This is a genomic window from Pseudomonas sp. LBUM1640 (assembly GCF_059716225.1).
Genome location: NZ_CP166816.1, coordinates 5,567,090 through 5,581,683 on the forward strand (window position 1 = coordinate 5,567,090; position 14,594 = coordinate 5,581,683).

General features: G+C 60.4%; 11 protein-coding genes and 1 pseudogene. 7 read left to right on the top strand and 5 right to left on the bottom strand.

Annotated features, from left to right (window positions below; all coding sequences use genetic code 11):
• Window positions 1-78: 78 nt before the first annotated feature.
• Entirely contained in the window at window positions 79-453 is a 375-nt protein-coding gene (locus ACA065_RS24650) for a tetratricopeptide repeat protein (RefSeq protein ID WP_497691910.1), read from the bottom strand.
• Window positions 454-628: 175 nt separating this feature from the next.
• On the opposite strand from ACA065_RS24650, the gene pyk reads away from it, so the two are divergent.
• Complete coding sequence (pyk, locus tag ACA065_RS24655; protein WP_426134419.1) at window positions 629-2,080, top strand: pyruvate kinase; 1,452 nt, start codon at window positions 629-631, stop codon at window positions 2,078-2,080.
• Window positions 2,081-2,277: 197 nt separating this feature from the next.
• On the opposite strand, the gene ACA065_RS24660 is transcribed toward pyk, so the two are convergent.
• Entirely contained in the window at window positions 2,278-3,027 is a 750-nt protein-coding gene (locus tag ACA065_RS24660; RefSeq protein ID WP_497691911.1) for an enoyl-CoA hydratase-related protein, read from the bottom strand.
• Window positions 3,028-3,057: 30 nt separating this feature from the next.
• Window positions 3,058-3,990: an iron-sulfur-binding ferredoxin reductase gene (locus tag ACA065_RS24665; protein WP_497691912.1), complete on the bottom strand. Its 933-nt coding sequence runs from the start codon at window positions 3,988-3,990 to the stop codon at window positions 3,058-3,060.
• A gap of 220 nt (window positions 3,991-4,210) precedes the next feature.
• Between ACA065_RS24665 and ACA065_RS24670 the strand changes: the two genes are divergently transcribed.
• From ACA065_RS24670 to ACA065_RS24695, 6 genes and pseudogenes are all read left to right on the top strand, one after another.
• Window positions 4,211-5,734, top strand: coding sequence for a fumarate hydratase (locus ACA065_RS24670; RefSeq protein WP_064453954.1), 1,524 nt, complete (start codon window positions 4,211-4,213; stop codon window positions 5,732-5,734).
• A gap of 486 nt (window positions 5,735-6,220) precedes the next feature.
• Window positions 6,221-7,643 (top strand): annotated as a pseudogene (gene ltrA / locus ACA065_RS24675) (group II intron reverse transcriptase/maturase).
• A 263-nt stretch (window positions 7,644-7,906) separates the two neighbouring features.
• Window positions 7,907-9,673 carry a sensor histidine kinase gene (locus ACA065_RS24680; RefSeq protein WP_497691913.1) on the top strand — a complete coding sequence of 589 codons (1,767 nt, stop codon included), beginning with the start codon at window positions 7,907-7,909 and terminating at the stop codon, window positions 9,671-9,673.
• A complete protein-coding gene (locus ACA065_RS24685) occupies window positions 9,667-10,992 on the top strand; it encodes a sigma-54-dependent transcriptional regulator (protein ID WP_497691914.1) in 1,326 nt (441 codons plus the stop codon). The genes ACA065_RS24680 and ACA065_RS24685 overlap by 7 nt, the downstream gene beginning before the upstream one ends.
• Before the next feature lie 296 nt (window positions 10,993-11,288).
• On the top strand, window positions 11,289-12,608 hold the full coding sequence (locus ACA065_RS24690; protein WP_497691915.1) for an MFS transporter: 1,320 nt from the start codon (window positions 11,289-11,291) through the stop codon (window positions 12,606-12,608).
• Between the two features lie 283 nt (window positions 12,609-12,891).
• Window positions 12,892-13,524, top strand: coding sequence for a flavin reductase family protein (locus tag ACA065_RS24695; protein ID WP_497691916.1), 633 nt, complete (start codon window positions 12,892-12,894; stop codon window positions 13,522-13,524).
• 124 nt (window positions 13,525-13,648) lie between these two features.
• On the opposite strand, the gene ACA065_RS24700 is transcribed toward ACA065_RS24695, so the two are convergent.
• Together ACA065_RS24700 and ACA065_RS24705 are read right to left on the bottom strand one after the other, a co-directional pair.
• Entirely contained in the window at window positions 13,649-13,897 is a 249-nt protein-coding gene (locus ACA065_RS24700) for a hypothetical protein (protein WP_497691917.1), read from the bottom strand.
• A gap of 42 nt (window positions 13,898-13,939) precedes the next feature.
• Window positions 13,940-14,281, bottom strand: a complete 342-nt coding sequence (locus tag ACA065_RS24705) for an antibiotic biosynthesis monooxygenase family protein (protein WP_065930419.1) — start codon at window positions 14,279-14,281, stop codon at window positions 13,940-13,942.
• Window positions 14,282-14,594: the final 313 nt, after the last annotated feature.

Consider the following 14,594-nt stretch of genomic DNA (forward strand, 5'->3'; position numbering starts at 1 on the left):
AGTGGAAACTTGTACAAACGAACACTCAAAGAATAGCCCAAGACTGACGCCCGGCCAGCAATAGTCTGACAAATATCATTATAAAGACGCCGGACGTGGCTGCGCAGCGCTGGCGCCGGGGTAATGCCCTAACTGCTGCAGGGTGTCGAGCCTGGCGCGGGCTCGGAAAGCGTACTCACTCGTCGGGTACTGACTGATGATGAATTGATAGGTTTGCACGGCATCCACGAACAATTTCTGCCGTTCCAGGCATTGCCCGCGCAGCATCGAGACTTCGGGTTGCACATAGCGACGGGTACGGCTCTCGCGGTCGACCTGGGACAATTCCAGAGTGACGCGCTCGCAATCACCCACCCCATAGGCGCGGTAAGCATTGTTCAAATGGTGGTCCATCGACCAACGGGTACAGCCGACAACACTGACGGCCAGGGCAGCAACGAGCAAAATTCGCATGGGGGTTCTCCTGTCTTGAGCAGTGTATCGACCCCTCGTCGAAAATCTTCAAGGATGTTCGTCTATTCAGCCGCAGCAAAAACAAGCCAATCGTCGATAAGTAGTGCAAACGAACAATGACTACAACGAAAGAGCATAGTAGCCTTCTCCAGCGCTTGAACTCAGGAGTCTGTGCATGTCCGTCCGTCGCACCAAAATCGTCGCCACCCTTGGCCCGGCCAGCAACTCGCCGGAAGTCCTCGAACAGCTGATTCTGGCTGGTTTGGACGTTGCCCGTCTGAACTTCTCCCACGGCACCCCGGACGAGCACAAGGCTCGCGCCAAGCTGGTGCGTGACCTGGCCGCCAAACATGGCCGCTTCGTCGCATTGCTGGGTGACCTGCAAGGCCCGAAAATCCGTATCGCCAAATTCACCAACAAGCGTATCGAGCTGAAGATCGGTGACAAATTCACCTTCTCCACCAGCCATCCGCTGACCGACGGCAACCAGGAAGTGGTGGGTATCGACTACCCGGACCTGGTCAAGGATTGCGGCGTCGGTGACGAACTGCTGCTGGACGACGGCCGCGTCGTGATGCGCGTCGACACCGCCACGCCGACCGAGCTGCACTGCACCGTGATCATCGGCGGCCCGCTGTCCGACCACAAAGGCATCAACCGTCGCGGCGGTGGCCTGACCGCACCTGCCCTGACTGAAAAAGACAAGGCAGACATCAAGCTCGCCGCCGAAATGGAAGTGGACTACCTCGCCGTGTCCTTCCCCCGCGACGCTGCCGACATGGAGTACGCCCGTAAACTGCGCGACGAAGCCGGCGGCACTGCCTGGCTGGTGGCGAAGATCGAACGCGCCGAAGCCGTGGCCGATGACGAAACCCTCGACGGCCTGATCAAGGCGTCCGACGCGGTGATGGTTGCCCGTGGCGACTTGGGCGTGGAAATCGGTGACGCCGAGCTGATCGGTATCCAGAAGAAGATCATCCTGCACGCACGCCGCCACAACAAAGCGGTCATCGTAGCGACTCAGATGATGGAGTCGATGATCCAGAACCCGATGCCGACCCGTGCCGAAGTGTCCGACGTGGCCAACGCCGTGCTCGACTACACCGACGCCGTGATGCTCTCGGCTGAAAGTGCTGCCGGCCCTTACCCGCTGGAAGCCGTTCAGGCCATGGCGCGTATTTGCCTCGGTGCCGAAAAGCACCCGACCAGCAAGACCTCCAGCCACCGCATCGGCAAAGAGTTCGAAAGCTGCGACCAGAGCATCGCCCTGGCCGCCATGTACACCGCCAACCACTTCCCGGGTGTGAAGGCGATCATCGCCTTGACCGAAAGTGGCTATACGCCGTTGATCATGTCGCGCATCCGCTCCTCCGTGCCGATCTACGCGTTCTCCCCACACCGCGAAACCCAGGCCCGCGCGGCCATGTTCCGTGGCGTGTACACCGTACCGTTCGACCCGGCTTCGTTGCCACCGCATGAAGTCAGCCAGGCTGCCATCGACGAGCTGATCAAGCGCGGCGTTGTGGAGAAAGGCGACTGGGTCATCCTGACCAAGGGCGACAGCTACCACACCATCGGTGGCACCAACGGCATGAAGATCCTGCACGTTGGCGACCCAATGGTCTGAGTGACACGCTGAAAAACAAAAGCCCCGCCATGTGAATGGCGGGGCTTTTTGCATTTTAATGCTGACGGGTGTGTTGGCATTAATGGCCTCTTCGCGAGCAAGCCCGCTCCCACATTTGACCGCGTACATCCTGAGGAAACCCGGTCGAATGTGGGAGCGGGCTTGCTCGCGAAGACGTCCGAACAATCAACAAACATCTATCGCCGGGTGATAAATCCCGACAACGCCGCAATCGCCTCCGGTGATTTCAACCGCTGGGTAAACAACGCCCCCTCCTCCTCAATCACCTGCCGCAACTGCTCGCGGTCAACACTCTTCATCAGTTGCTTGGTCACCTGCACCGCCCCCGGCGCCAGCGTTTCAAAGCGCTCGGCCACTTCCCGCGCCTTGGCTAAGGCTGCCTCACCACTGCCCAGCGCCTCAGTGGCAATCCCCCACGCCGCGGCCTGCTCGCCGGTGAAACCTTCTCCCAACAGCAACAGTTCAGCCGCTTTCGCATGCCCCAGCAGCCGCGGCAGGATCAGGCTGGAACCAAATTCCGGACACAGCCCCAAGTTGACGAACGGCATACGCAAACGCGCATCGCGGCTGATATAGACCAGGTCGCAATGCAGCAGCAGGGTCGTGCCGATACCCACGGCCGCACCGGCCACAGCGGCGATCACCGGTTTGCGGCAGTTGAGCAGGCTTTTCATAAAGTGAAACGGTGGGCTGTCGAGGTCGCTGGGCGGCTGTTCGAGAAAATCGCCGATGTCATTGCCGGCGGTAAAACACTCACTGCTGCCTTGGATCAGCACGGCACGGATATCTACATCCGCATCAGCCTGCTCCAACGCCTCGGCCAGTTGCGTGTACATGGTCCGGGTCAGGGCGTTTTTCTTGTCGGGCCGATTGAGCTGCAGAATCAGCAGCCCACGTTCGCGTTGTTGAAGAATGGCGTCGGTCATGGTGAATCTCGCGGCTGTAGAATTCAGCGCTCAACCCCGGGGCAGGAACACATCGGCCAGCAGTTGATTACGCGGCAGTCCCGCCAGGAACAAGCGTTTGGAAAACGCCTCGACGCTGACAGGGTGCCCGCAGAGTAAGGCCAGAGTTTGGCGCGAAACAAGCCGCAGTTGCGCCAATGCCTGGGTCAACTCAGCCGCGGTCCACAGCTCCACGGTCAGGTTTGGGTGCTGTGCAGCCAGCTGCGCCAAGGGCTCGGCGAGGTAATGCGCCTCGGCATCATGGGCCAGGTGAATCACGCGGATGGCGCCCTGGTGATCCTGGCGCAACGCCTCGCGCAACACACCCCACAAAGGCCCAAGGCCAGTCCCGGAAGCCAGCAGCCATAGCGGCCGCGCTTGCCAGTCGGGGTCGTAGTGCAGCGCTCCGCCTCGCAATTCGCCCAGGCGCAGGCCGTCGCCCACTTGCAACTGACGGGCAATATCGCTGAATTCACCGGGCTGACGGCAATCGAGGTGAAACTCCAGGAACGGATCTTCCTCGGGCAAGCTGGCCAACGAATACGGCCGCGCCACCGGCCCCGCCCACAGCACCAGATGCTGCCCGGCCCGATAACGCAGGCCACGTTCAGGCTGCAGACGCAGGCGCAGCACATTCCCATTCAACCAGTCGGCGCCCACCACCTTGGCGGGTAAACCGTCACGCAGCGGGTCAAATGTTTCCACCTGCAGATCCCCGCGGACCTGGCACTGGCACGCCAAACGCCAACCGTCCTGGCGTTGCGCCGGGCTCAGGGCGTCGGGTTGCTTGTCCTCGACCTCACCCTGGCAGCGCACGAGGCAGGCATGGCAACTGCCCGCCCGGCAACTGTAAGGCACGGCCACACCTGCCAGATTCAGGGCATCCAGCAGGTTGCTGCCGGTGGCTACCGACCAGTGGCGTTCGCCGACGTGCAGTTCAGGCATATAAGGTCTCAATCAGAAGGGCTGTGTACAGGGAATCATGCCCCACAGAGTTTGACCATAGTCGGGTGTATCGGCCACCGCGCCGGGTTATACTGCCGCGCCTTTTTAGCGTCGCGCCTTGCACCACTTTGGCGTGCCTTGGAAAGGTGGCTTCAGCCGACCGATGCAACACTGAAGCCACCTTTATTGAATGTTCCCGTCTTATAGAGGAGCGCGACTCATGACCGTGATCAAGCAAGACGACCTGATTCAGAGCGTTGCCGACGCCCTGCAATTCATTTCCTACTACCACCCCGTTGACTTCATCCAGGCCATGCACGAAGCCTACCTGCGCGAAGAATCGCCAGCGGCCCGTGACTCCATCGCTCAAATCTTGATCAACTCGCGCATGTGCGCCACCGGCCACCGCCCGATCTGCCAGGACACCGGCATCGTCACCGTATTTGTACGTGTAGGCATGGATGTGCGCTGGGACGGCGCCACCATGAGCCTGGACGACATGATCAACCAGGGCGTGCGCCAGGCCTACAACCTGCCGGAAAACGTCCTGCGTGCCTCCATCCTCGCCGACCCGGCAGGCGCACGCAAAAACACCAAGGACAACACCCCGGCCGTGATCCACTACTCCATCGTCCCGGGTAACACCGTGGAAGTGGACGTGGCAGCCAAGGGCGGCGGTTCCGAGAACAAGTCGAAAATGGCCATGCTCAACCCGTCCGACTCGATCGTCGACTGGGTGCTCAAGACCGTTCCGACCATGGGCGCCGGCTGGTGCCCACCGGGCATGCTCGGCATCGGCATCGGCGGCACCGCCGAGAAAGCCGCGGTGATGGCCAAGGAAGTGTTGATGGAATCCATCGACATCCATGAGCTGAAAAAGCGCGGCCCGCAGAATCGTATCGAAGAGATGCGCCTGGAGCTGTTCGAGAAGGTCAACCAACTGGGCATCGGCGCCCAGGGCCTGGGTGGCCTGACCACCGTGCTCGACGTGAAAATCATGGACTACCCGACCCACGCCGCCTCGCTGCCGGTGTGCATGATCCCCAACTGCGCCGCCACCCGTCACGCGCACTTCGTGCTCGACGGTTCGGGCCCGGCGTCGCTGGAAGCGCCACCGTTGGACGCCTACCCGGAAATCGTCTGGGAAGCGGGCCCGTCAGCCCGTCGCGTCAACCTCGACACCCTGACCCCGGAAGACGTGCAGAGCTGGAAGCCGGGCGAAACCGTGTTGCTCAACGGCAAGATGCTCACCGGCCGCGATGCTGCACACAAGCGCATGGTCGAGATGCTGAACAAGGGCGAAACCCTGCCGGTAGACCTGAAAGGTCGTTTCATCTACTACGTCGGCCCGGTTGATCCGGTGCGCGAAGAAGTGGTTGGCCCGGCTGGCCCGACTACCGCAACGCGGATGGACAAGTTCACCCGTCAGATCCTCGAGCAAACCGGCCTGCTGGGCATGATCGGCAAATCCGAGCGCGGCCCGACTGCGATCGAAGCGATCAAGGACCACAAAGCCGTATACCTGATGGCCGTGGGCGGCGCTGCTTACCTGGTGGCGCAAGCCATCAAGAAGTCGCGCGTTGTCGCGTTCGCCGAACTGGGCATGGAAGCGATCTACGAGTTCGACGTGAAAGACATGCCGGTCACCGTTGCGGTGGACAGCAAGGGCGAATCCGTGCACATCACCGGTCCTGCCATCTGGCAGAAAAAGATCAGTGAAAGCCTGGCGGTAGAAGTGCAGTAAGCACCTCGCTGCAAGGATAAAGGCGACTGCGGCCCATGGCCCAGTCGCCTTTTTTATGTGCGCCAGGCATGGCGCGTTGCGCGAAGCGCAACCAGCTTGGCTGTGGTGGCCTCGCTGGTGACTTGGAGGTGCAAGTCCTCTACACACCCGGCAAGGGGAAGTGTTAGCCAGAGGCAAGGGTGTCGCGGGTGACTGCGAATCTGAAGGAAGCCCGAGGCAAAATGCTGGCCTGACGAACAGGAAGCGGATGAGGCGGCACAGCGGGGTAAGGCGGCCATAATCGTCAAAGCCCAATACTTGCACGGAACGCTGTGACGTATATCCGACAGGCATAAGCAGGAAGGTCGCGCGAATTACCCTGGGAGATCTGCAGGTTTGCCACTGTGCTACCGAGCGTCGAGAGGCGACGGGATGAACATGCAGAAGTCAGCCGAGGCCGTAGTAAGTGGCGAAAAAAAAACCACGCCACCAAGGGCCGAACAGGTTATGCCGCCAGTAGGCGTCAGAGTCTCGCTGAATGTCGATAAAGCAGGAATCTCTCCATAAGAGGGCTGTAACCCCAAGTCCCGGACGGAATCCGAGGCTTGCGGCTGACAGTGCGCAGACATCGGCGGCGTCTGTGACGTGGACGAACGCGGAGCCGAACACGCTGATGGAGCGGGTGCTCGCACCCGCCAACCTAAAGCGTGCGTATCAACGCGTGGTCAGCAACAAGGGCGCACCGGGTGCCGATGGCATGACGGTCGACCAGTTGGCGGGCTATGTGAAACAGTATTGGCCGATCCTCAAGGCTCGGTTGCTGGTCGGCGAGTATCACCCGCAAGGTGTACGCGCTGTCGAAATCCCCAAACCCAAGGGTGGAACACGCCAATTGGGCATTCCCAATGTCGTGGATCGCCTGATCCAGCAGGCGCTGCTGCAACAGCTCTCGCCGATCTTCGACCCTCTGTTCTCGGACTACAGCTACGGTTTTCGTCCGGGCAGAAGCGCCCATCAAGCCATCGAAACCGCTCGCGGCCATGTGGCGGCGGGTTACCGCTGGTGCGTGGAACTTGATCTTGAGAAGTTCTTTGATCGAGTGAATCACGACGTGTTGATGGCCAAAGTTGAGCGTCATGTCGAAGACAAACGCGTACTCAGACTGATCCGCCGTTACCTTGAAGCGGGAGTTATGTCGGGCGGGATCGCCAGCCGACGGCAGGAAGGGACGCCGCAAGGCGGCCCGCTCTCGCCGTTGCTGTCGAACATCCTGCTCAACGAACTCGACCGGGAGTTGGAGCGGCGGGGCCATCGCTTCGTTCGTTATGCCGACGATGCGAACATTTATGTACGTAGTCTCCGTGCTGGCGAGCGAGTGCTGGCAGGAGTTGAGCGTTTCTTGAATCAGCGTCTGAAGCTGACGTTGAATCGGGAAAAGAGCCGCGTGGCACGGCCGTGGGTCTGTGATTATTTGGGTTATGGGATGAGCTGGCATCAACAGCCGAGGCTAAGAGTGGCAACGATGAGCCTGGGCCGCTTGCGTGATCGACTCAGAGTTCTTCTGCGCGGAGCGCGGGGTTGCAAGATGGTCAGGACTATCGAGCGAATAAACCCTGTTTTGCGCGGTTGGGCGGGCTACTTCAAGCTGAGTCAGGGCAAAAAGGCCCTCGAAAAGTTGGACGGCTGGGTGCGGCATAAACTTCGGTGTGTCTTGTGGCGCCAATGGAAACGGCCCTCCACGAGGGCGCGTAACCTAATACGCTTGGGGCTCACTGAAGATCGCGCCTGTAAATCTGCCTTTAACGGTCGAGGCCCATGGTGGAACTCGGGAGCGTCACACATGAATCAGGCGTTGCCGAAGAAACTGTGGGACAGACTCGGGCTGGTCTCAATACTGGACACGATAAACCGGCTTAACCGCATAACCTGAACCGCCGTATACGGAACCGTACGTACGGTGGTGTGAGAGGACGGCGGATGTGAATCCGCCTCCTACTCTATGCCTGGCAATTTGTAATGACGACCTCGGTCATATGGGAGCTGGCTTGCCTGCGAGGGCATCACCTCAGGATCACTGAAAAACCGAGGTGCCTGCATCGCAGGCAAGCCAGCTCCCACATAAGCCCGCTCGCCACAACATTAACGTCGTGCATGCTATGGTGCTCGCCCCTAACCGTGCCTGTTCATCACCGTATGATCGCGATCCCACGCCCCTTGCGCCTGACCTTCTACTCCCTGTTGATCATCGCCGGTGCGGTGCTGGCCGCTGCCTTGGCCACCCGCCATGCCGAACGCCAAGCCTTGGTGGATGACGCCGCTCGCGCCAATCAACAGCTCACGCTCTATGGCAACTCCCTGCACACGCTGATCGAACGCTACCGCGCCCTGCCCGCTGTATTGGCGCTGGACTCGGAAATGATCAGCGCCTTGAAAAGCCCGGTGGATGCCGCGACTCAGGACGAGCTTAACCGCAAGCTGGAGCGCATCAACGGTGCCGCGCAGTCTTCCACGCTTGAGCTGATGGACCGCACCGGCCTGGCCGTGGCCGCCAGTAACTGGAACCTGCCGAGCAGTTATGTGGGGCACAACTACGCGTTTCGCCCCTATTTCAGCCAGACCCTGAGCCAGGGCACCGGGCGTTTTTATGCGGTGGGCGTGACCACTGGAGTCCCCGGTTATTTCCTCTCCAGTGCAGTGGTCGATGAACACGATCAATTCCTCGGCGCCATGGTGGTGAAGCTGGAATTCCCCGAACTTGAACGCGAGTGGGCCCAAGGCAATGACCTGCTGCTGGTCAGCGACGCGCGCGGCATTGTGTTTATCGCCAATCAGCCGGGCTGGCGTTACCGCAACCTGCGACCGCTGTCGGCCAGTGACCTCGCCGAACTCAAGGCCACACGGCAATACGATAAAAAACAACTGCAGCCGTTGGAAACCAACACCCTGCAACGCTTCGATGAAAACAGCCACCTGATGCGCGTCAACGGCCCCGACGGCAACGCCAATTACATCTGGGAATCCCTGCCACTGAAGGCCGAAGGCTGGACCCTGCACCTGCTGCGCAAGCCGCAGTTTGCCTTTGAAGACCAACGTAACGCCGGCCTCGCCGCCGCCGGTTCCTGGTTGGCACTGGTGTTTCTGGTGCTGTTCCTGAGCCAACGCTGGCGCCTGGCCCGCTTGCGCCAACGCAGTCGCGAAGAGCTCGAACAACTTGTCGAGGAGCGCACCCAGGCGCTGCGCACGGCCCAGGATGGTCTGGTGCAATCGGCCAAATTAGCAGCATTGGGCCAGATGTCGGCTGCCCTTGCCCACGAAATCAACCAGCCACTGACCGCCCAACGCATGCAGTTGGCCACCTTGCGCCTGCTGCTGGACCATGGCCGTGTGGACGATGCCTATCAGGCGCTCACCCCGCTGGACGACATGCTCACGCGCATGGCCGCCCTCACCGGCCACCTCAAGACTTTCGCGCGCAAAAGCCCGAGCGGCCTGCGCGAAAAGCTCGACCTGGCCACGGTGGTCGACCAATCCCTGCACTTGCTCGACGCACGCCTGCGCGACGAAGCCATCGGCGTAGTATTGGACCTGACGCGCCCCGCTTGGGTACGCGGCGATGCGATCCGCCTGGAACAGGTGCTGATCAACCTGCTGCGTAACGCCCTCGACGCGATGGCCGACAAGCCGCGCAAACGCCTGGAAATCCGCCTGCACGCCGACCAGCAGCTTTGGCAACTGACGGTCAGCGACAGCGGCGGCGGAATAGCCGACGAACACTTGAACAGCGTGTTCGACCCATTCTTTACTACAAAACCGGTGGGCGACGGCCTCGGCCTTGGGCTGGCGGTGTCCTACGCTATCGTGCACGAACTGGGCGGGCGCTTGCTCGCCGGCAACCGTGGCGACGGCGCGGTATTTACCCTGACATTACCGATTGCGCTGGAGACGCCCGACCTATGTTGAACGCCGTGATTGTGGTCGATGACGAAGCCAGTATTCGCACGGCCGTCGAACAATGGTTGAGCCTGTCGGGGTTTGCCGTGCAGCTGTTCAGCCGCGCCGAGGAATGTTTGGCGCAACTGCCCAAGGATTTCCCAGGGGTGATCTTGAGCGACGTGCGCATGCCCGGCCTCAGCGGCCTGGAGCTGCTCGCCGAAGTGCAGCGCCGCGATGCCGACTTGCCGGTGATATTGCTCACTGGCCACGGCGATGTGCCGATGGCGGTGGAAGCCATGCGCGATGGGGCCTACGACTTTCTGGAAAAGCCCTTCAGCCCGGACGCCTTGCTCAACAGCCTGCGCCGCGCCTTGGACAAACGCGGGCTGATTTTGGAGAACCGTCGCCTGCATCAACAGGCCGACCATCGGGCGCAGCTGGAATCGAGTCTTTTGGGCGTATCCCGAGGCTTGCAGAACCTGCGGCGCCAGGTACTCGACTTGGCGAGCTTGCCGGTCAATGTGTTGATCCGTGGCGAGACCGGCAGCGGTAAAGAATTGGTCGCCCGCTGCCTGCATGATTTCGGCCCGCGCGCGAAAAAGCCGTTTGTAGCGCTCAACTGCGCCGCCATCCCTGAGCAGCTGTTTGAAGCCGAACTGTTCGGCCACGAAAGCGGCGCCTTCACCGGCGCCCAGGGCAAACGCATCGGCAAGCTGGAATACGCCCACGGCGGCACGCTGTTCCTGGATGAAATCGAAAGCATGCCGCTGGCCCAACAGGTCAAGCTGCTGCGGGTGTTGCAAGAGCAAAAGCTGGAGCGCCTGGGTTCCAACCAAAGTATTCACGTGGATCTGCGCATTATCGCCGCGACCAAGCCAGACCTGCTGGAAGAGGCCCGCGCCGGGCGGTTTCGTGAAGATTTGGCTTATCGCCTGAACGTCGCGCAACTGCGCCTGCCGCCTCTGCGCGAGCGCCGCGAAGATATTCCGCTGTTGTTCGACCATTTTGCGCAAAGCGCCGCCGAGCGTTTGGGCCGCAGCGCCGAACCCTTGAGTGGCGCGCAACTGGGCCGGCTGCTCAGCCATGATTGGCCGGGCAATGTACGCGAGCTGGCCAACGTCGCCGAACGCCAGGTGCTGGGCTTGGGTGAACCGGAGCCGGAAGGCATAGAGGCCGGGCAATCGTTGGCGGCGCAGCAGGAGGCTTTTGAAGCGCATTGCCTGAAAGCGGCGCTGCTTCGGCACAAGGGTGATATCAAGGCAGTGCTGGCGGAGCTGCAACTGCCGCGTCGCACCTTGAATGAAAAGATGCAGCGGCATGGGTTGGTGCGCGATACCTTTCTGTAGGCCGACTTTTGTATGGCTTGGCAGGACGCCTTCGCGAGCAAGCCCGCTCCCACATTCGACCGCATCCATCCAGTTGGAATGGGATCGAATGTGGGAGCGGGCTTGCTCGCGAAGAGGTCGGCCGCCATAAGCGGATTTCCGCTCATCCCCCTCAAACCATCAGCAACTTTCCGCTCAAAAACATTCTGAAACCCTTCTAAACCGGGCCTTCATCTACTTGGCACAGCTCCTGCTATAGCCCGAACCAGGCAGCGTTCGCGCCGCTCCACAAAAACAATTAGATGAAGGATCCTTCAATGGATAACTCCAACACCTTGCCTTTGGGGTCGGCAGCTGCGCCGGCAAAAGAACGCACGACCTCCAGCCGGATCAAATCGATCTTCAGCGGCTCCGTCGGCAACATGGTCGAGTGGTATGACTGGTACGTCTACGCCGCCTTCTCGCTGTACTTCGCCAAAGCCTTCTTCCCCGCCGGTTCCTCCACTGCCCAGTTAATGAACACCGCCGCCATCTTCGCCGTGGGCTTCATCATGCGCCCGATCGGTGGCTGGCTGATGGGCCTGTACGCTGACTACAAGGGCCGCAAGGCCGCGCTGATGGCCTCGGTATTGCTGATGTGCTTCGGCTCGCTGCTAATCGCGTTGACCCCGGGTTACGACACCATCGGCATCGGCGCGCCGATCCTGCTGGTGTTCGCACGCTTGCTGCAAGGCCTGTCGGTGGGTGGCGAGTACGGCACTTCGGCCACTTACCTCAGTGAGATGGCGACCAAGGAACGTCGCGGTTTCTTCTCCAGCTTCCAATACGTGACCCTGATCTCTGGCCAGCTCATCGCCCTGGCGGTATTGATCGTGCTGCAGCAAGTGCTGACCACCGAGCAGTTGTACGCTTGGGGCTGGCGCATCCCGTTCGCCATCGGCGCCCTGTGCGCAGTGGTCGCGCTGTTCCTGCGTCGCGGCATGGAAGAAACCGAGTCGTTCACCAAAAAGGAAAAAGCCAAGGAAAGCGCCATGCGCACCTTGATGCGCCACCCCAAGGAAGTGATGACCGTGGTCGGCCTGACCATGGGCGGCACCCTGGCGTTCTACACCTATACCACCTACATGCAGAAATACCTGGTGAACACCGTCGGCATGAGCATCTCCGACTCCACCACCATTTCGGCTGCCACGCTGTTTCTGTTTATGTGCCTGCAACCCTTGGTCGGCGGGCTCTCCGACAAAGTCGGCCGTCGGCCGATCCTGATCGCCTTCGGCATCCTCGGCACGCTGTTCACCGTACCGATCCTCACCACCCTGCACACCATCCAAAGCTGGTGGGGCGCGTTCTTCCTGATCATGGCGGCGCTGATCATTGTCAGCGGCTACACCTCGATCAACGCGGTGGTGAAAGCTGAGCTGTTCCCGACCGAAATTCGCGCCCTGGGCGTGGGCCTGCCGTATGCGCTGACCGTGTCGATCTTCGGCGGCACCGCTGAAGTCATCGCGCTGTGGTTCAAGAACATTGGCATGGAAACCGGTTATTACTGGTATGTGACGGCATGTATTGCAGTGTCGCTGGTGGTCTATGTGACCATGAAGGACACCCGCAAGCATTCGCGGATTACCACGGACTAAAGGTTTGGTGCAGTAAAAAATGTGGGAGCGGGCTTGCCCGCGAAAGCGCAGTGTCAGTCAATACATCAGTGACTGACAGACCGCCTTCGCGAGCAAGCCCGCTCCCACATTTTGAATCAGGACACTTTCGCTAATGCGGCGTGGCCATACCGCCGCTGCGCATACGACACGCCGGCAAACACCAGGTGGGCAATCAATAAAAATTCCAGCGGCCGATGGAATTTCGCGGTTATGGCTTGCACTATGGCTACCTCCCAGAACCCCGCAGCAGGAACCCCGGCCCATGCCAGACGATATCCATTTCTACGAACCCGCCAACGGCCACGGCCTGCCCCACGACCCGTTCAATGCCATCGTCGGCCCACGGCCGATTGGCTGGATTTCCTCTCATGACCGCGATGGCCGCCTGAACCTGGCGCCCTACAGTTTCTTCAATGCGTTCAACTACATTCCGCCGATCATTGGGTTTTCCAGCGTCGGGCGCAAAGACAGCCTGAACAACATCGAACAAACCGGCGAGTTTGTGTGGAACCTGGCCACCCGCCCATTGGCCGAACAGATGAATCAGAGTTGCGCGGCGGTATCGCCCGATGTGAATGAGTTCGAGCTGTCCGGCCTGACGCCGTTGGCCTCGAAAATCGTCGGCGTGCCGCGCGTGGGCGAAAGCCCGGTGTCGTTCGAATGCAAGGTGACGCAGATCATTCAGCTGCAGCGTGCCGACAAAGAGTTGGTGCCGAGCTGGCTGGTGTTGGGCGAGGTGGTCGCGGTGCACATTGCCAAGTGGCTGCTCAAGGATGGAATCTACGACACGGCCGCTGCCGAGCCGATCTTGCGCGGCGGTGGGCCGGCGGATTACTTCCAGCTGGGGCCGCAGGCGCTGTTCAAGATGTATCGCCCAGGCGCCACGCCGCGCTGATTGGAATGCAATAAAAATGTGGGAGCGGGCTTGCTCGCGAATGCGGTGCATCAGTCAATACATAAGTGACTGATAGACCGCATTCGCGAGCAAGCCCGCTCCCACATTTGATCGGTGGTGTTGTTTAGTTAGCGGCTGTTGCCCAAGTCAGTTGACCTTCTTCGTCCACATCGACCAAGTGCTCTAATTGCAGCGTCGCTGCATCGTCGGCGTCGGAAGCAGTCTTGAACGTGCGTCCATCAAGGATCTTGTGAAACTTAGGTGCGCCCATGCCATCCAGTGCCTTGACGGCGATGGCAGCGCTGTAGCCACCCTCTTCTTCACGCACCAAGGCGGAAACAGCTTCGTGTTGGGCAAACTCTTTACGTGCCATGTTGCAAGTCCTGGCCAATGGGAAAGTCGGCCATTCTAACCGTTAACCGGCCAGTTGCAGGTACTCGCCGTAAGCATGCGCAGCGGATGCATCGGTGAAGGTCTGGAAGTCCATGCTGCGCACCACCATGTCGTTCAACAGCTCGGTAAAGATCATCAGGGCTGGCGAACTGAAGTAGGCGCTCATCGCCTGCTCGCTGCTCCAGAAGCCCGAGACCAGCCATACATCGGGGTCGACCTGGGAATGCTGCAACGAGAATTGCAGGCAGCCCTGAGCCTGACGGCCCGGTTCGATCAAACTGCTCAAGCGTGCACCGAGTTCGGTGCTGCACCCGGTACGGGCACGGATAAAGGCCATATGGCTCGCGGGAATGGGGGTGGACATGTTCGACTCTCCCGTTGAGAAGTGATGCTCGGCAAGCACTGTGAGGGCGTGTTGCCACAGGATCAAAGATAACGGCGCGGGTGTGGGCGCGGTTAGTCAATTCCTGCAGGCTTATTGCACAATCCTGCGAGAAGCGTAGATAAGACGTTTGGCCGCCGTGGTTTATTCCAGGCGCATGCTCAGTGTTTCAAGGCGATGACAGGCCGCGTACTTGCCTGATTCGCAACCTGTCGCAGGATCAGGCAAGGATTGTGCAGAATCGACGTAACACTTTTTCAAAAGCCGCCGCTAAGCTTGGCCCATCAAAGTAGCT